Raw genomic sequence first — 18,997 nt, 5'->3', positions numbered from 1 at the left:
CCCGCAATCGCGAGGTTTTATTGAGTTAAATAGCGATTGGTTGAGTCGATATTTTTGCGCCATTTACCAAGCGAAGGTTACCCCGCCACGTGCCCCGACTTTTCCAGTATCAAGACCAAATCCTGCACCCGCTGAGATCGTCATGCTGTCATTCACGCGTCCAGCAAATGAGGTGCTCAGTGCTGAGCCACTATTATAATAGCCTGTGCCAATGGTCATGGCGTAGCGTTTGCCTGAAGGAATGACTGGTGTCTCGAGCGCTAGCGCCATTGCGATACCGTCTTCCGCTTCATCTAAGCGATCTTCTTGACGGTTGTACTCGTTGCGCAAATCGTTAATTTGTCTCGCATTGCTAACTGAGGCTGTGCCTAAGTTGGCGACTTGAGCATCCGTGTTGGCTAGCTGGTTTGCGGTAGCCAAAGAGTTGACAGAGACGCTAGCGCCTAACGTGCCATTGGCATCGGTAGTGACTATGTTGGTTGCGCCTGACTGTGATCCTGTACTGGCCTGTAATTGACCGGCATTACCTAAGACGATTTGGTTGTCGCTTGCTGCTGTTGCACCATTACCGATAGCAATAGCATTTGCACCGCTAGCACTAGATTTATTACCCACTGCTACAGAAGAATCACCTTGAGCTGCTGCCGCTTCGCCTACTGCCGTAGAGCGTACTCCTGTTGCTGATGCTAAGTGACCGAAAGCTTGTGCGCGTTCGGCGCTTGCAGTTGATTGCCAACCTACTGCGGTAGACCCTGCTTGAGTGGCTTGAGCTTGCGCACCGACGGCGGTTGAAGAAGTGCCAGAAGCAGTCGTCTGACGTACTCCACTTCTGTCCCCACCAATCGCCACGCCGTCAAGGCCTGAGGCTACTGAGTTGTTACCGATAGCGATGGTGTTGTCTGACTCAGCGCTGGCCGCTTCACCAACCGCAGTAGAGCGCAGGCCAGTCGCAGAGGCTAAGTGACCAAATGCTTGCGCACGTTCAGCCGTGGCTTTTGACTGCCAACCGATAGAGGTAGAACCTAATCCTGCTGCATTGGCTTGACCGCCAACTGCGGTGGCTGAGTTCATGCCAGCATTGGCTTTGTTACCGATGGCGACAGTATCATTAGCACCAGCTGCGGTAGCTGCTTCACCGACAGCAGTAGAGCGTACGCCGCTGGCATTGGCTAAGTGACCGAATGCTTGTGCACGTTCAGCCGTTGCTTTTGACTGCCAACCGATAGAGGTGGAGCCTAATCCTGCAGCATTGGCTTGACCGCCAACTGCAGTGGCTGAGTTCATACCTGCGTTTGCCGCGTTACCGATGGCGACGGTATCGTTGGTGCCACCTGCCACGGATTTATTACCTAACGCTACCGACGCTTCGCCTTGAGCGGCAGCGGCTTCACCGACTGCCGTAGAGCGTACACCGCTGGCATTGGCTAAATGACCGAATGCTTGAGCGCGCTCGGCACTAGCGGTTGATTGCCAACCTACAGCAGTAGTACCCGCTTGAGTGGCTTGCGCTTGCGCACCGACAGCAGTAGAAGAAGTACCCGAAGCAGTCGTCTGACGTACACCACTTCTGTCACCGCCGATTGCCACGCCGTCAGCGCCTGAAGCAACGGCAGTATTGCCTATCGCAACCGCATTAGTACCTGAAGCCACGGCATCTTCAGCACCAGCAAAACTTTGGTCGCCTGATGCGGTCGTTTGATGACCGACTGCGGTAGCCATAGCCCCAGAAGCTTCTGCCTGCCAACCCAAAGCGGTCGCGCCTGGGGTGTTCGCTAAGCTTTCGCCACCAATGGCAGTTGTCGAGTTACCTAACGCCTGCGCACCTGCGCGCGAACCATTTGTAGATACACCACCGCCAAGCGCTACAGCATCGACACCGTCAGCTTGTGAGTTTGCACCAATAGCGGTAGCATTTTCAAAAGAGGCAAAGGCGGTGTTACCGATCGCCACAGCGTTTTCATCCGACGCAAACGCATTTTGACCCACTGCGGTGGCGTTGTCGGCAAAGGCGCTGGTGTTCGGGCCACAAGCTAGGGCATCTGTCCCCAAGCTGGTTGCGCCTCCTGTGTTCCCACTGCCTAATTGACATTCAGCCGCCATCACAGCGGAAGTACTCAAAGAAGCAGCGGCAATGGCTAGGGTAAGCGCACTAATTTTTAGTGCTGAGCATGGTAGAAAATCCGTTTTCATAATGCTATATCCTTTTTTAAAAGCCCTCGGGGCTAATTGGTTGGTAGAGGTCAATGTCTATCTTAACGCTCGTCATATCAGCGTACTCTGACGTAAACGACTAAGGCGTGTCATCATTTAGATTGAGAGGCTTAAACTGAGGAAAATTGCAGCCAAACAAGGAAGAAATTGCCGTAAATATGAACATATTGACAAGATTTCTGACGATGTTTGGCAAAATTTAGCCATTTTAAGACCACTAAATGTATCCATGTGCTAATTGATAACACGGCCTAGATACTATTCAGAATTCGCAATATAAATGTAACATTAATATTTGATAGAAATTTAACTATTGTTAGCATTATTTACTCAAAGGTCGTTTAAGCCGATGAATAGATAATTACGGTTGAAAGAGACTAATACTACTAGGGCGTGTCCTAATCATTCAAACAGTAAAGACAACGCTATTATCTAGACTATAATAAGTGACCACTATCTGTTAGGAGAATGTCAGTGCTATACAACTTTGATGAGATAATTGATAGGCGTGATACGGGGTCAGTCAAATGGCATTATACCGATGACACGATTCCACTATGGGTGGCGGATATGGACTTTAAGGCTGCCCAGCCGATATTAGACGCGATTGAGAAAATTGCGCAGCATGGCATATTGGGCTATACCAAACCCACTGCGGCTTTGTATAAATCGATTATTCAGTGGCATGGCAGTCGCTATGATTTGTGGTTGGATGAGCAGCATATTTTGTTCTCACCTGGTGTCGTGCCAAGCCTCGCACTGATGATGAGCGTATTTACTGAAGTAGGGGGTGCGGTATTGGTCAATGATCCCATTTATACACCCTTTATGACTAAGGTGGAGCAAAACGGTCGCAAGCTGGTGACCTCTGCATTAAAAGAAACTGAGGGTAAATATCAACTTGATTTGGAAGACATTGAAGCCAAAATAGTTGAGTATAAGGTTAAGCTGTATTTGCTATGCAATCCGCACAATCCGGGCGGGCGCGTGTGGGCGAGAGATGAGCTAGAAGCGCTGCTTGCGGTTTGCAAAAAGCACAATGTAGCGATTGTCAGCGATGAGATTCATCAAGATTTAACCTTACAAGGTTACACATTCACGCCTTTTTTGACGCTAGCAAAAGATTATGAGCACAACGTGGTAAGCCTTACCTCTATGACCAAAACTTTTAATATCGCCGGTATTAAAGGCTCGATGATCTTTGCCAAAGATGAGGCATTACTCAGAAAAATCAGCGAACAGCAGAACTTAAACGATGAATATGAACTGAATCTATTTGCTTATGCGGCTATGCGTAATGCTTATGAACAGGGTGGTGAGTGGCTTGAGCAGGCGCTTGGTTATATTGAAAAAAATATCGAATTAACGATTCACTTTTTAGAAGGGCATCTACCTAAGATTAAGGTGATGCGCCCAGAAGCGTCGTATTTAATCTGGCTAGATTGTTCGGCGTATGGTGAGACTGATCAAGTGCTTTATGACAAACTGCGAGACGCTAAAGTTGAGCTAAATTCTGGTGTCAAATATGGTAATGAGGGACACCTTAAAATGCGTATTAACGTGGCCTGTCCTCAAGCGGTGTTGAGAGAAGGCTTGAACCGTATTTATACAGCCTTAAGTAGTGATGACAATTAAACAGCAACGCAAGCCATCACTCCTAATCAATATTAAGGTTAGGCTGACGCAGCCGTTTTATCTTATTTGGCAGGGTAGCCAGTGATGTCTTGAATGCTATAATACAAGGGCTGTAAGCGCTCGTACATCTTTAGATAGACTTCATTATACAAGCGCTTGTAGAGCTGGACATTGGCATCAATGGGTAAGAATTCATCGCCCAAATGGGTCATCGCTTGTGTCGCGGTTAAATGGTCAGGATAAACGCCAAGACCCACCGCACAGTTGATGGCAGCGCCTAAGCCTGAGGCTTCATAAGTATGCGGTCGGTAGGCGGGCATGCCAAAAATATCTGCTGTGAGCTGCATGGCTGAGTCACTTTGAGAGCCGCCACCAGAGACACGCAAGTGTTTGATGGGCTTGCCCGTGCGCTTCTCAATGGTATCAAAACCAAGCTTAAGCTCGTAGGCCAGTCCCTCTAAGATAGCACGGTAAACGTGCGCCCGCGTGTGCACATCGCCGAAGCCAATGAGCGCGCCTTTGCCCTCAAGCCCCGGATGACGAACACCGGGCGACCAATACGGCTGCATCATCAGACCCATAGATCCTGCTGGAATGTCTTTGACCGCTTGATCGAGGAGCTTTTCAGTATCGATACCCTGAGTCTGCGCCAGCTGCTCCTCGTAGTGAGCAAACTGCTCTTTAAACCAGCTGACCATCCAAAAGCCACGATAGATCATATACTCATGATTGTAATAGTTTGGCGCGGCGGCGGTGTAGGCAGGCATGTGCTTGAGGACTTCGACGTAATCGGTAGAGATGGTGTTAATAGTGGCAGTGGTACCAAAGCTTAAGCAGGCCGTGTCGGTAGCGAGACCCGCTGCCCCTAGAGCTTCGCAAGCTTTATCGCTGGCGGCAGCAATCATCGGTGTGCCCTGTAGAATACCTGTGGCCTCGGCGGCTTGAACATTAATTTGACCGAGCTTTTGACCGGGCGAGATAATTTTGGGCATTTGATCAGGGGTACAGCTGAATAAGCGCCATTTGAGATCTGTAGGTTTTAGCCACTTTTGTGCTTTAAAGTTGTAAGGCAGGTAGCCAACTGAATGGCCTGTCGAATCAGCGAGTTCACCAGTGAGCTGATAGGTGAGGTAGGCGGAGAGATTGACATAGTGCGCAGTCTTCGCCCAGATTTCAGGCTCGTTTTGCGCGAGCCAATTACAGCGCGCTTTTTGCTGAGCTTCTTGTACTAGCTCGCCCATGCCAATGATTTTGGTCAATGGACTTAAGAAGCCAATATCATTGGTCTCAGCGCGGCGCAAATCCATCCATACGATAGCAGGGCGCAGCGGCTGTTTATCCTTATCCAAGCAAATCATCGTATAGCGCTGGGTCGCGAGACTGACACCGGCGATTTGTGCTGGGGTGACATCGCAGCTTTGCCATAATTGCTGGCAGGCCTCGCTGAGCTTTTGCCAATAATAGTCGGCATGTTGCTCGGCATAGTTGGGCTGCTTAGAGAAATACGGCTCGATAGGCACACGGGCTTTGGCGATCTCAGTGCCGAACTGATCAAAGATAAGCGCTCTGACGCTTTGGGTGCCGTTATCGATAGCTAAGAAATAAATCGGGTCATCAAGAGTGGTCATAGTTGTCCTTAACTATGTGGTGATAATCATAAACGTCAAAACGTGCTACTGAAATACATTTTCCTTGCTTGCTGTGCGACCTCAAAACTCTAGAGGCTGCGTAAAATGCATCCCAGTAGCACTGACCTTGAATATCAACGTAACTTTAAAAAAATTAGGCAGCAGGCAGATGATAATAGCGTTGCCATAATTGTTGATAACGCTCGGCTTCTTGCTGCCACCTTTGCTCATCCCAGCCCAGCTCCTCTTGGCAGATTGGCTTCAGTCTGGCGCTAATCAATGGCGTCATCGCGCCATGCGGTAGTATCAAACCTAAGCGCGTGCGCCGCAATAGTAAGTCATCTAAATGAATAACCTGCTCATAATGCGCGGCAAATCGAAGCTCGGCCCAAATGGTATTGCTATCGTTGACGTAAGCTAAGTCTTCGTCATGTGCCAGCTCAAGCAAGCTGTCAAGTTGCCGGCCGTAAAACCCTTGTAAGCGCTGTTGTAAAGGTTTTGGCAAGGTAGTAAATTTAGGATTGGTTGGGATTTGATTGCTAAAGACTTGATCGCTGTCTGGGTTATTGTTTTGAATAACTGACTCATCAAGGGCGAGCACTTCTTGACACTTTTTAAGGACATCAAGCGCAATGAGGCGAAAGGTCGTCAGTTTCCCACCGCTGACGGTCACTAGGTTGTTATCTAGCCACACGCTATGGTCGCGTTTTTCTTTGCTCGGACTGACGCGCTTACCATCGCCGCCTTCTGATATCAGCGGACGCACGCCTGCCCAAGTGCTGATCACATCCTCTCGGTTTAGGTTGACGTCATCAAAGAGATCATTGGTCGCGGTCAACAGATAATCCACCTCTTCGCTGGTGATGCCGACCTCTTCATCGCCTAACGGTGGATGATCCAAATCAGTGGTGCCAAGGACAGTGCGGTTCTCCCAAGGGAAGACAAAAACTGCTCTTTTATCGATAGGATGCAAAAAGGTATAGGCTTGCGTAAGCGGTAAACGCTCTTGACTAACCACCAAATGACTGCCGCGAGACGGACGAATTTGCTTATTAAAGGTTTGTTCGGTTTGTTGGCTGGCTTGCATCCGTAGCGTATCTGCCCAAGCGCCCGTCGCACTGACGACGACTTTGGCATGAACGTTATAAGTTTGAGCGTTGTTAGCTATAGAATTTGAATCAGCGGTATCTTTTAGCGCTGCACCTATTACTAAGCCCTGCTCATTAGTGAGTAACGTCTCAGCTTTTAAATAGTTAATCGCCTGTGCACCGTCATGTATGGCTTCGTCTAGCACGCGCATCACGAGCCGCGAGTCATCGGTCACCGCATCACTAAACTGACTGGCACCCAAAAAATTCGTTTGCTTGATATGAGGATTCAGACGCAAAAAAGCGTCCTTTTTAAAGTAGGTAAAATAGCGCTTGCCTGCTAGCTTATCGTAGACACGAAGCAAAGTATTAAATATCCATGGCGGTGGAAACTTGCCTTTATAATGCGGCATAACGAAATGCATCTCGTTGACCAAGCCGCCAGCCTCACTCAGCATGCGCTCACGTTCACGCACGCTAAGCAAAGTCGTTTTATAGTCGCCCGAGGCAATATAGCGCAGCCCACCATGTACCATTTTACTAGAGCGGCTGGACGTGCCCCAAGCAAAGTCTTTTTGCTCGATGAGTAATACCGCCAAGCCGCGCCGCGCTGCTTCGCGGGCAATCCCAGCACCAGTAATACCGCCGCCAATAATGAGCATATCCCAAATCTGTGATCGAGATAGGGGCGCTAGGGCTTGCTCACGTTGTGTGGTTTGGTTCATAGATGATTCATCTTAGTTATCCATTGATATGACATAGGCAGTTTTAAACAAAAAAGCGTCATGATTACGGTGTGCTACAGCAATAGTTTTTTCTTGCATGCTGTGCGCTTCGCCAGATAGAGGCTGCGTAAAAAATATTGCTATAGCACTTATCGTTCCTCTTTTTAAGCAATCACTTTTCAAGTAAAACGCCCGGATTCATACGTTGTTCAGGATCTAAGCTTTTAATCATATCACTGGTGACTTGTAGGCCAAGCGCGCCTTTTTCAGCGCCAAGATAAGGGGCGTGATCACGACCAACGCCATGCTGATGCGATATCGTGGCTGTACCATTAGCCAAACTAACACTGGCGGCATGTTTGATTTTTTGCCAGCGTTTTAAGGTAGCAGCGTGATCTTTTGCCGCTCTAAAGAAGTAAGTGGTATAAAGACTGGCACCTTGTTTATAAACGTGCGAGATATGAGTAAAGGCCATCACTTCTTCGCCTTCATCTGCTAATGAAGTTTTCACCGCATCCTGCATCTGCGCCATTTGCTCATCGATATTAATCCAGTTGGTCGCGGTCTCAAAGGTATCGACCATGATGCCTTTTTCCCACAACGTACCACGCAAATAAGGAAACTTAAAACGCCCGTGTGCCCAGATATTGCCCATGATATCGGTCAGCTTACCCGTGACACTACCGTGCTGCTTTAGTAGTTTTTTAAACTGGGTAAGTGCCAATTTATTCTGTGCTTTGTCACCTGAGACGCCATAAGTCAGCATGACTTTATCTGAGCTGAGTCCGCGCGCTTTTAGGTAAGTGCTGATCGCTAAAAATTGACTAGGCGTAGTGCCCAGATGTAAGTGAGCGTCAGTCTCAACCGCATTACTTAGACGTAGCATAGACAGACGGATATTACTTTGCACCGCTTGTTTTAATACGGCTTTACCTGCTGCCCAATTGGGTAAAAAAGCAACTTTGAATAGCTCTTCTTCTGGTTGTGACTGTACGCGCATTTTGACTGTCGTAAAGATGCCAGCACGACCTTCGGTGCCCATCATCATCTCACGCAAATCAGGCCCTGCCGATGACGCCGGAATATCAGCGATATTTAGCACACCTTGTGGGGTAACTAGCGTACCGCCCGCAAACATTTGCTCGATGCGCCCGTAGCCCAACGACTGCTGACCACTGGAGCGCGCGGCGATCCAACCGCCAAGGGTTGACAGCTCCCAAGACTGCGGATAATGTCCTAGACGGTAACCGTGCTCGTCCAATTGTGCCTCAACCGCAGGCCCTTGCGTACCCGCACCAAAAGTCGCGATTTGACTCTCATTATCCAAATCAATCAGCTGATCCATCTTGCTCATGGCGATAGTTAATACGGCACGCGAGCCTTTTTGTGGATTGATGTGACCGACGACTGACGTACCGCCGCCAAACGGAATGACGATAAGGTCGTGCTCGCTGGCAAGCTTTAATAAGGTTTCGACATCATCAGTCGATTCAGGGAAAGCGACACCATCAGGAAATACTTCAAAATTGCCACCGTGCATAGCGATCCAATCGGGAAAGCTTTGCCCACGCGCATGTCTGAGCCTGACCTCTTGATCGACCGACACCGTATCAAGATTGGTAAGGGCAGTAGGCAAGCGCGATTTGGGCACAGTTTTGAGCACTTGTTGCAAGCTCACAGATTTTAGCTTATTGGTTTTGCCGATGTGTGATTTGATCAGTTTTGCGCCATGTGGCGAGACTTTTTTATTGATACTGACATTGCCCCAACCATTCCAGCGCGTTTTTTCGATGGGGGTATTTAAGGAGGTATTATCTTTTGAGACGCTATCTACACTGACGTTATCGATATTTTTATTATCAGAATTTACGGCGATAGGTTCAGACTGGTCAGATTTAGGACTTTTACGGATAAGGGATTTGATTTTGCTCATAGAGAGTTAGCCTTTCGATTTATTATATAGTCAAATCCTATATAAATCGGATGCGAGGTCAGGCGCGCTCAGTCTACTATCCTGTAGACACTTCACTCGTCTTCCTTGTATCCAAATTATCTTGAACCGACTATCACTTTTTATTTAGGTTTGGATTGAGATCTGGTGTTAATTATTAGAGCCAATGTAACGATCGCTTAACGGCACATAGTGAGCGACAGCTAGCGATGCTACTGCTTACTCATATGAATCCACTATAAACTCACTGCAACATCAACCTCGCTGACCACACTAATGTATAGCTTGAACTCGGTTGCTTTATATTGATATGCATTGATATTATTTTGGATTCACTATACATCTACCGTGCTAACGTTAAACTGCTTACTATTTCAGCATATCACAATATGAACAAAACGTTTATACGTACTCGTCATTTGTATAATAAAAATTTATAATTTTTGTTAAATAATCGTATGATTAAAGCTTGCTCGAATATAAATCATATCTCCACCTAGCTATTTATCAAGAGCTATTTATCAACCTTGCTGTCTCTTTTTTTTCCACGCTTGCTTTCTGTCATTCAAATAATCGTCAATATTTGCTAATAACGGGCCATCGCTATTAATAACTAGCAGAAATCGTCAATAATTAATCATCTAATAGCCATTAATGTGCTCAAACTTGTTAAAATAGGCTACCAATTTATTTATTGATGGACATCGATTTATGACCACTGCCGCTGACACTTCTGCAATACCGACTATCAAGCAAGACCGCATTCTTATTCTCGATTTTGGCTCGCAATATAGCCAACTTATCGCCCGCCGTGTGCGCGATTCTGGGGTGTTTTGTGAGATGCTACCTTTTGATATCGATACCCAGCGCATTACCGATTTTGGTGCCAAAGGCGTTATCTTGTCAGGCGGCCCTGAAAGCGTACACGCAGAAAATAGCCCGCGTATCAACGATGCCGTGTTTGACTTGGGCGTACCGGTTTTGGGTATTTGCTATGGCATGCAAGCGATGGCAGATCGTTTTGGCGGGCAGGTTCATGCCAGTGATATCCATGAATTTGGCGCGGCGACTATCAACATCAATGGTACCTCGACCTTGATCGATGGTATCGAAGATGCTGCTGGCACGCTCAATGTGTGGATGAGTCATGGTGATAAGGTGATTGAAGCGCCACAAGGTTTCGATATCATCGCCAGTACGCCAAGCTGTCCAATTGCGATTATGGCCGATGACAGCAAGCATTATTATGGTCTACAGTTCCATCCTGAAGTGACCCATACCCTACAAGGTCAAGCGCTGCTTGGTCGATTCGTGCATCAAATCTGCGACTGTGCAGGCGATTGGACGCCAGACAATATCGCTGATATGCGTATCGCCCAGTTAAAAGAGCAAATCGGTGATAAGCAAGTCTTGCTAGGTCTGTCAGGCGGTGTCGATAGTTCAGTGGTCGCTGCGTTATTGCACAAAGCCATTGGCGATCAGCTGACTTGTGTATTTGTCGATAATGGCCTCTTGCGTCTGAACGAAGGCGACCAAGTGATGCAAATCTTTGCAGAAAACATGGGTGTTAAAGTCATTCGTGTCGATGCAGAAGATTTATTCTTAAATGCGCTAGCAGGTGAGTCTGATCCAGAGAAGAAACGCAAAATCATTGGTAAAACCTTTATCGATGTATTCGCTGAGAGCGCACGTCAAGTGAGCGAGCAGAGCGATGGTAAAGTGGTTGAGTTCTTAGCGCAGGGTACGATTTATCCTGACGTGATCGAATCTGCCAAATCGCATCAAGGCAAAGCACATGTGATTAAGAGCCATCATAACGTTGGCGGTTTGCCAGATGACTTGGCATTTAAGCTGATTGAGCCGTTACGTGATTTGTTCAAAGATGAAGTCCGCAAACTGGGTGTTACTTTGGGTCTGCCAGCCAAAATGGTCTATCGTCATCCGTTCCCTGGTCCAGGTTTGGGCGTGCGTATCCTTGGTGAAGTCACCAAAGAATATGCGGATATCTTGCGTCAAGCTGATGCGATATTCATGGCAGAGCTAGAAAAATCAGGTTGGTACGATAAGACTGCACAAGCATTTGCCGTATTCCAACCCATCAAATCAGTTGGTGTGGTCGGTGATGGCCGCCGCTACGCGTGGGTCATTGCGCTACGTGCTGTTGAGACCGTGGACTTTATGACGGCTCGCTTTGCACATCTGCCATATGATTTGATTGAGACGGTATCGAACCGTATCATGAATGAGATCGCTGAAGTATCACGCGTGACTTATGATGTGTCGAGTAAGCCGCCTGCAACGATTGAGTGGGAGTAACACTTAATAAAAGCTATCAAACTAAAAATCTGATTAGCGTCGTCAAACTCGTTCAGCCTACTTGATGTAGTGCTATCACTTGTTTTCCTCGCTACTCAAATGTTTTGAATTGATATACAGCTTGTCGTCAATAAAAAAACACTCAACTTGGTTGGGTGTTTTTTATTGCTCAAAATCATCAGATAGTTGCAAATACCCCAGTTTTTTATTGAACATTTGTCTTTATTGTCTATAATATGATCGACTTTAATCGGTTTTATTTATCGTTGAAGTTGAGATAAAACTACAAACCGTTCAGTAAAACTAAGGGATAAGATGCTTTGTAATAACTGTGGTCAAGAAAACTCAAATGAAGCAGTTTTGTGTTCAAACTGTGGACACAATCTGTCTGACATTCAAGGACAAACACCACCACCGTTAACAGCGGTCAATATTTCTAAAGATGCGCAAAGCATGCAAAACACACCATCATCTGACTCTCAGACAGCTGATACTTCACTGGCAGCTTTTGTTGGTGAAAAGTATGACAGTTTTTATCGTGACAAATGGTTTAAAAACCATGAGCCTACTTTAAATACTGACAATAAAAAATTTAATTTTCAAAGCTTCAATTTAGCGGGGTTTTTCTTAGGCTCGTTTTGGTTTTGCTATCGAAAAATGTATCTAGCTGCCTTTTTAATCATAATGGGTATAACCGTCATTGATCTGGTTTTGATGTATTTGCTTGGTATGGAAAAGTACAGTATGTTAGGCCAATCCCTTTTCATAGGTGTATGGGCAGGCTTTGCTGGCGTTATGGGTAATTACTTTTATCTTAATCACAGTGTTAAAAAAATCAAAAAAATTACGGATACTTATACAGATTCGGCTGTAATTAATGAACAATTAGCCAAGCAAGGTGGCACGTCGTGGATTGGTTCAATCGGTGTTACTCTCTTACTTATATTACTTTCGGGCGGTATAACCTACTTACTCGCGCCTGAGTGGTACTGGATAGTGTAGTACTTCTAATAAATAAGGTTGATCTAAGGAGGCGAGGTAAGAGTGATGGAACCATTAAAACAAGCATATGATTTGGAACTAACGGATAAAGATCATGGGCAAGGTTGGGCTTTTGGTCGCCCAGTCGGCATCACCACGGATCAATGGCCGCGAAGCAGGATTAACGGTCTACCGATGGCGCACTTATGGACGATATTAGTGCCTGAAGCGTATCGTGTAAAAGGGAAAGATCTAGTGGGAATCTCTTTTTTTCAAGCGGATGATGCCTTTGAAGATAGGGTTGGTGGTGTCGAGGACATGATTACTAACCTCACTGAGATGAATAATATAGACGCTGAAGATTTTTGGGCATCATTGAGTAATTATGCTAACCATCGTCATCGTCAAGAAACTTATCTGGAAGATATTATTGGTGGTGGCTGGGCATTGATTTGGCTAACGGAAGCAGAGTTCTCTGGTGGGTCCACACCGATGCCCAATAAAGAAAATACTATATGTCTAAGCTATGAAGTAGAAGAGTGGAGTAGCACTTGCTTTGTCAAAGATGCACCTGCTCAGTTTATTCAGCACGTTGTCCGAATAGATGATCCTAATGTCGGAAAAATGCTTGATGAGTGGCCAGATGAAGGTGATGAGAATACTTATATTCCGATGTTCTCTGAAAAAGGTGAGATATTAAAGCTTGATAGGTTTCATGCAAAAAGTCATTTTGGTGGTACAGCTAATCCCATTCAGGGTATGCCAGAATTTAGCCCTTTTTATATTGAGTTTGAAGAAGAGTTTGGCGATGCCAATATGGGTGGTGGTAATGGGCAAATTGATTTGCTGAACGATCAGTTTGACTGGGCGTGTGGCTAAGTGTTGATTGGGTTAGGATGGTCATGTCAGCTCAATATGGCAATAAAAACACTCAACTTGGTTGGGTGTTTTTTTTATTACCCAAAGAAGTAGAAGACAAGTAAAGGTTAGTGCTCTGTCTCACTAACTATTATGCTATCTTTAAAATTGATTTTGGACAATTAAAAACGGTTCAATAAAAGGAATTTGGAAATGGATGAAGAACCTAGAAAAGAATACAAACTACCATCGATGTTAGAAATGTTTGATAAAGTTCAGAGTCAAATGAACCCGTTATCCTACCAGCTTGAAAAATTAAACAGTATACAAGAGATAGCAAACCAGTATGAGCATCTTAACCCAGCTGTAAATATTGCAAGAAAAGCTGTTCAACCAGTAGATTTGGCTTCCAGCAGTGTTGTAGACCATATTGCAGTAGCAATGAATGCTCAGTTGAGAGTTCCAGAAGCAATGGCCGTGCAAGATAATTTTCTTGAAATGAAAAAGGGGATGGGTGCCTACAATAATAGTCTCATGTCTGTGAGAGAGAGCCTGATACAAAGTACAGGAGGAACTAGTGTATATGAAAATATGATGTCATCAGTAAATCTAATCAGGGATTCGTTAGAACCATATAGAAGCACTTTTGATGCAGTGCGTACCTCATTTGAAGCAAGCGAATCTTTTAAACTTGTAAGAGAGCTACAAGCTCAAGTAGCTTTGGCTAATTCATTCTCATCAGAATATTCAAGTCTTTTTGAGCAGTTTGATTCGTTACGCAACTTTGAGTCCTTCCAATCAGTATTTAGACTAAATGACGTTCAGTTTGAAGAGGTCATAAGTACTAATTTGACGCAAGAAGACATAACTAATTTTTCTAGCAAGCCAATTTCTGAAATTGATTCCGACTTAAGCGATGAAATAGAGTCAGGCAAAGATTTTAGTTTATATTCAGAGAAAGCTAAAAAGATTTTACATTTCATCTGCACCGTCATCTTATTACAGTACATAATTGGTATGGCTAGTAGCGTAAGCGTTAATTATATTCAGCAGTTCCAAGAAGAATCAAAAAATTTAGAGACTTCTAGAGAGATAAAGTCTTTTATTAGATCACCTCTTCCCTTAGTTGACCGACGAGCGCTAAAAGGACATCGAGTTACAACAGTAAATACTTTAAATTTTCGTGATAACTTGGGTAAGAATTCAACGATAGTTGATACTATCCCTATTGGGACTATAGTGAGAGTTATGGATAAGTCAGATAAATCTTGGCTGTTAGTAGAAGTTGAAATTGACGGTGAACTAGAGCAGGGTTGGGTTTTGAGACGTTATACGACTTATTTTAAGTAAATTAGTTATAGAAAAATTAGTTTTTAAAATCTACTTTATGAACGCAAATGAACGCAAAATCTATTTGGTATGTATAGGACTATTTAATGACTAATGAAAACGAAACGTTTAACTACGATCTAATCATACCAAAAGGTGGAAAAATAGATGGTTTAATATTTGAGAATGACCATGTCAACATTCCTATGACACTATTTTATAGTATAGAAGTTGAGCTAGAAACGTTCGAGATCGAAAATGAAGTTACTGATACTTCTTTGATTCTAGACTTCATAAGCTTTAATATCAATGATCTAAAGGAACTCGAAAATAGAGCTTTTGATTTTCGAATTTATCCTGAGAAAAATTATATCGATGCTTCAGTTTATATATTATGGACACATCATCCTGTATCTGTGTCAAAGCTGACTTTTGGAAAGATAGACAACGGTTATATAGCAATCACCATTGATTATAATATTCAATATTTGCATTCGAATGTTCAAGACTCAGTGGTTAGAACATTGAGTACCACCCTTAAATTAGACAAACTATCTATTTACTCTGAAATACTAGAGCCGACTCAAGATAATTTTGCTAGTGCAATAAAGCTAATGTCCAATTTCTATAATATTGAAGGATTAGAGACGCCAAGAATTAACTGTAACGAATTTGACGTTAAAAACATTGTATTCGATATCAAACAATAATCTTTTAAAAAATAAAAAAAGCAGCACCTCAAAAGAGATGCTGCCTTTTATGTATAAAACTAGCTCTTAAAAACCTAACCCTTCACATTCACTACATAACGCCCAACCGTCTTGCTCGCCATAAAGCGATCTAAGTATTCAGGTGTTTGTTCAAGCGTAATCTCTTCGCCATAGCTCTCTAAATTAGGCAGTTTCATATCGGTTGAAACACGCTGCCAAATAGCCTTTTTATCGTCTAATGGAATATAGACCGAATCGATACCGAGTAGGGATACTGCGCGCGTGATAAATGGCATGACCGTCATCGTAAACTCAGCACCGCCCGCCAACCCACAGCTAGTCACTGCGCCGCCTGCTTTGGTTTGTTTGAGTAAGTTGGCTAAGTAATCGCCGCCTATCGTATCGATAGCGTTCGCCCATAGTTCACGACCAATAGGTTTGTTACCGATTTCATTGATGGTATCGCGATGACGCACTTCGCTCGCGCCCAATGCTTTTAAATGTTCGCTTTGCTCTGGCTTACCTGAGAAGGCAATGACCTCGTAGCCCAACTGCTTCAATATCGCAATACTGATGCTGCCCACGCCGCCCGTTGCGCCTGTGACAGCGACTGGACCATCGCTTGGTTTTGCGCCCATTTTTTCTAACTTTTGCACACTTAACGCTGCGGTGAGACCGCCCGTACCGTAAATCATCGCTTCTTTTAGTGTCAGCGACGACGGGCAGGGGAGCGCCCAATCGGCAGGGATAGAAATCATTTGACCAAGACCACCATCGGTATCCATACCGAGATCATAGCCGAAGACCACGACCTCTTGCCCCTCTTTAAAGGTGCCAGACTTATCACTGACCACGACGCCTGCCGCATCGATACCGGGTGTGTGCGGATAGTTTTGGGTGATTCTCTTATTACCTGATGCTGACATCGCATCTTTGAAATTTAACGATGAGTAATGCACCTCGATCAACAGATCGTTCTCAGGCAAATCGCTGATATTACGCGTTTGGATACTTTTATTGAACTTGCCGTCGCTGGTTTCTTCGACTACTAAGGCTTTAAAATTTTTATTATTAGACATGTTATTATTCCTATTTTATTGCTTTTGTATTGAATGCGCTTTGAACGAGTATCTCAAACGAGCCGCTTATGGTTTTAACAATATTTTGCCTTTTTTGCCAGATTGTACCTTGCCAGATACCGCGTCTTTAATATTGTCCAGCGTATGAATGCCGCCTGTTGGTAGCTTTAACTTACCGCTAGCGGCGCGCTCGATAAGCTCTTTTATTAAGCGGCTTTTATTATCTGCATCCATCTTTTGCATCATCGCACCGCCCCAAAACCCTTTGAGTGTCGCTTGCTTAAAGATGAGATGAGTCGGGTTTAGCGCGAGCGGCTGACCAGACATCGCACCCACTGCTGCCATGATGCCGCCATGACCGAGCAAGCTTACTAAGTCACCACCAGACTGACCGCCGACAGAGTCGACCGCACCGCTGATTTTTGCATCGCCGATAATTTGACGGACTTGATCTTTCCAGTCGTCGTCATCGCTCACCACGTTGTTTTCAGTAATACCAATCTCAGTCAGCTCATTTGCTGACTCTTTACTACGCACGACGTTGATGGTATTGATACCGCGCTCAGCGGCTAGCATCGCAAGCGATTCACCAACTGCGCCATTAGCGGCATTTTGGATGACCCATTGGCCTTTCTCTAGTTCTAAAAACTCAATGAGCATCAAGGCGCTCATTGGCATGGCAATAAGCTGCGCGGCCATTTCATCATCGATGGCGTCTGGTATAGGGATGACGCTGCTGGCAGGTGCGGTGAAGTACTCGGCCCATGTGCCTTCGACACCGGTGACCACCACACGTTGACCCGCTTGCATACCTTTGACGCTAGTGCCGATAGCATCAATAGTACCCACGGCTTCGCTACCAGCAAGAGCGGGCAGTTTTGGCTTGGTGCCATATTGGCCTTGGATAGTGATGAGGTCGTGGTTATGGATGGAGGAAAGAATGGTTTTGATACGGACCTCGTTGTCCTTTGGCTCTGGCATTGGGCTGTCAGTGATCGTTAGTACGTCTGACGGTTTGCCAAATTCGTTGTAGGTTACGCTGCGCATACTTATATCCTTTTTTATTGTTAGATAGCTATCGTTAATTATTAATCTTTAAATGATGGTGATTAATCACTCATCAACCTTAACAAGTAGGGCTTGATACCCGCAACCTGACTTTGGTAAATGAACGTTGCCCGCTGTTTATCAATATACTACTAGGTAAGTTATAAGCGGTAAGCTATAAAAAACTGCTATAAAAAATGACAGCGCTCTCACTGTAAAGAACGCTGCCATTATCAATAAAAGTAAGGCTGGCTAAATGACAAGTTAACGACAGTTTAAGGCTTTAGCAGTACTTTACCTTTTTTACCCGACTGCAATTCGCCATCGACCGCTTTGGTGATATCAGCCAAATCAAAAGTGGCTTCGACCGATAGCTTTAATTTGCCATCGACTGCCCGTTCAATGAGCTCATTCACTAGGCGCTGCTTATGCTTCACGCTCATCTCTTGGCTGAGCTTGCTGCCCCAAAAGCCTTTCATTATGGCTTGTTTAAAAATCATATCAGTAGGATTGATGGCCATGGGCTTACCTGACATCAGACCAAAAGAGGCCAAAGTACCATAATGACCCAGCAAGGATAATAGCTCGCCACTGTTCTCTCCGCCGACGGAATCAACCGCTGCACTGATGGCCTCATCACCGACGATATGACGGACTTGATCCTGCCAGTCTTCATCTGAGGTGTTGATATTGTTTTTGATCCCCAACGCTTCCAATTCTTTTATTGCGTCACTACTGCGCACCACGTTAATGGTTTTGATACCGCGCGCCGCTGCCAGCATCGCAAGCGACTTGCCGACTGCGCCATTAGCAGCGTTATGGATGACCCATTGACCCGGTTGTAATTCTAGGAATTCGATCATCATTAGAGCGCTCAGCGGCATCGCGATAAGTTGCGCGGCCATCTCATTGTTCAGACTGTCGGGTACAGGAAATATCATATCGGCTGACGCTACGAAGTATTCCGCCCACGTCGCTTGTACGCTTGCTGCTGCCACGCGCTGTCCGACTTTTAAGTCTTTGACTTCACTGCCAACCGCATCGATGATACCAACTGCCTCAGAGCCACCAATCGCTGGCAATTCTGGCTTGAATCCGTATTGACCGCGAATAGTGAGCAGATCATGGTTGTGAATAGAGGCGAGGGTAGTTTTAACGCGTACCTCATTGGCTTTGGGTTCTGGAGTAGGACTGTCGCCTAAACTGAGGACTTCTGTTGGTTTGCCAAATTCGTTATAAGTTGCACTACGCATAAGGTATTCCTTTATTTATTTTTGAGTGTAGTCAATCCTATATAAATCAGATACAGCGTCAGGCTCGCTTAGTCTACTACTTGTAGTACTTTCACTCGCCTTTCTTGTATCCAAATTATGTTGAATCAACTATATTTTTTGATTATGTATAGGGATTGGTCATGGCTGCTAGGGCATGTCCTCATA

Annotated in this window: 13 protein-coding genes; 6 read left to right on the top strand and 7 right to left on the bottom strand. The window is 45.2% G+C overall.

The window, feature by feature from the left end; translation table 11 throughout:
* Nucleotides 1-63: 63 nt before the first annotated feature.
* Nucleotides 64-2,190: a YadA-like family protein gene (locus tag AAEY72_RS05920; protein WP_352309818.1), complete on the bottom strand. Its 2,127-nt coding sequence runs from the start codon at nucleotides 2,188-2,190 to the stop codon at nucleotides 64-66.
* A 489-nt stretch (nucleotides 2,191-2,679) separates the two neighbouring features.
* On the opposite strand from AAEY72_RS05920, the gene AAEY72_RS05915 reads away from it, so the two are divergent.
* On the top strand, nucleotides 2,680-3,846 hold the full coding sequence (locus tag AAEY72_RS05915; RefSeq protein ID WP_352309817.1) for a MalY/PatB family protein: 1,167 nt from the start codon (nucleotides 2,680-2,682) through the stop codon (nucleotides 3,844-3,846).
* A 62-nt stretch (nucleotides 3,847-3,908) separates the two neighbouring features.
* Here the strand turns inward: AAEY72_RS05915 and AAEY72_RS05910 are convergent, their stop codons facing one another.
* The 3 genes from AAEY72_RS05910 to AAEY72_RS05900 form a co-directional block, all read right to left on the bottom strand.
* Entirely contained in the window at nucleotides 3,909-5,474 is a 1,566-nt protein-coding gene (locus tag AAEY72_RS05910; protein ID WP_352309816.1) for an FGGY-family carbohydrate kinase, read from the bottom strand.
* 154 nt (nucleotides 5,475-5,628) lie between these two features.
* Entirely contained in the window at nucleotides 5,629-7,287 is a 1,659-nt protein-coding gene (locus AAEY72_RS05905; RefSeq protein ID WP_352309815.1) for a glycerol-3-phosphate dehydrogenase/oxidase, read from the bottom strand.
* Between the two features lie 172 nt (nucleotides 7,288-7,459).
* Nucleotides 7,460-9,220: an FAD-binding oxidoreductase gene (locus AAEY72_RS05900; RefSeq protein WP_352309813.1), complete on the bottom strand. Its 1,761-nt coding sequence runs from the start codon at nucleotides 9,218-9,220 to the stop codon at nucleotides 7,460-7,462.
* A 729-nt stretch (nucleotides 9,221-9,949) separates the two neighbouring features.
* Here AAEY72_RS05900 and guaA point away from each other — a divergent pair.
* The 5 genes from guaA (at nucleotide 9,950) to AAEY72_RS05875 (ending at nucleotide 15,432) form a co-directional block, all read left to right on the top strand.
* The gene (gene guaA / locus AAEY72_RS05895; RefSeq protein WP_352309812.1) at nucleotides 9,950-11,554 is read left to right on the top strand and encodes a glutamine-hydrolyzing GMP synthase; all 1,605 of its coding nucleotides are present in this window, start codon (nucleotides 9,950-9,952) and stop codon (nucleotides 11,552-11,554) included.
* A gap of 315 nt (nucleotides 11,555-11,869) precedes the next feature.
* Nucleotides 11,870-12,556 (top strand): DUF2628 domain-containing protein, encoded by a 687-nt coding sequence (locus tag AAEY72_RS05890; RefSeq protein ID WP_352309810.1) that lies wholly within the window; start codon nucleotides 11,870-11,872, stop codon nucleotides 12,554-12,556.
* A 45-nt stretch (nucleotides 12,557-12,601) separates the two neighbouring features.
* Complete coding sequence (locus AAEY72_RS05885; protein WP_352309809.1) at nucleotides 12,602-13,414, top strand: hypothetical protein; 813 nt, start codon at nucleotides 12,602-12,604, stop codon at nucleotides 13,412-13,414.
* Between the two features lie 192 nt (nucleotides 13,415-13,606).
* A complete protein-coding gene (locus AAEY72_RS05880) occupies nucleotides 13,607-14,743 on the top strand; it encodes an SH3 domain-containing protein (protein WP_352309808.1) in 1,137 nt (378 codons plus the stop codon).
* An 86-nt stretch (nucleotides 14,744-14,829) separates the two neighbouring features.
* Nucleotides 14,830-15,432: a hypothetical protein gene (locus tag AAEY72_RS05875; protein WP_010197577.1), complete on the top strand. Its 603-nt coding sequence runs from the start codon at nucleotides 14,830-14,832 to the stop codon at nucleotides 15,430-15,432.
* Between the two features lie 74 nt (nucleotides 15,433-15,506).
* On the opposite strand, the gene AAEY72_RS05870 is transcribed toward AAEY72_RS05875, so the two are convergent.
* The 3 genes from AAEY72_RS05870 to AAEY72_RS05860 all read right to left on the bottom strand — a co-directional run bounded on the left by AAEY72_RS05870 (nucleotide 15,507) and on the right by AAEY72_RS05860 (nucleotide 18,811).
* Nucleotides 15,507-16,511, bottom strand: a complete 1,005-nt coding sequence (locus AAEY72_RS05870; protein ID WP_352309807.1) for a YhdH/YhfP family quinone oxidoreductase — start codon at nucleotides 16,509-16,511, stop codon at nucleotides 15,507-15,509.
* Between the two features lie 66 nt (nucleotides 16,512-16,577).
* A complete protein-coding gene (locus tag AAEY72_RS05865) occupies nucleotides 16,578-17,558 on the bottom strand; it encodes a zinc-binding dehydrogenase (RefSeq protein WP_352309806.1) in 981 nt (326 codons plus the stop codon).
* A gap of 275 nt (nucleotides 17,559-17,833) precedes the next feature.
* Nucleotides 17,834-18,811, bottom strand: coding sequence for a zinc-binding dehydrogenase (locus AAEY72_RS05860; protein WP_352309805.1), 978 nt, complete (start codon nucleotides 18,809-18,811; stop codon nucleotides 17,834-17,836).
* Nucleotides 18,812-18,997 lie beyond the last annotated feature (186 nt).

This window comes from Psychrobacter sp. W2-37-MNA-CIBAN-0211 (assembly GCF_040309405.1).
Classification (GTDB): Bacteria; Pseudomonadota; Gammaproteobacteria; order Pseudomonadales; family Moraxellaceae; genus Psychrobacter; species Psychrobacter glaciei.
Note: the sequence above shows the minus strand (reverse complement) of the source record. Positions and strands in the feature narration are given on the sequence as shown.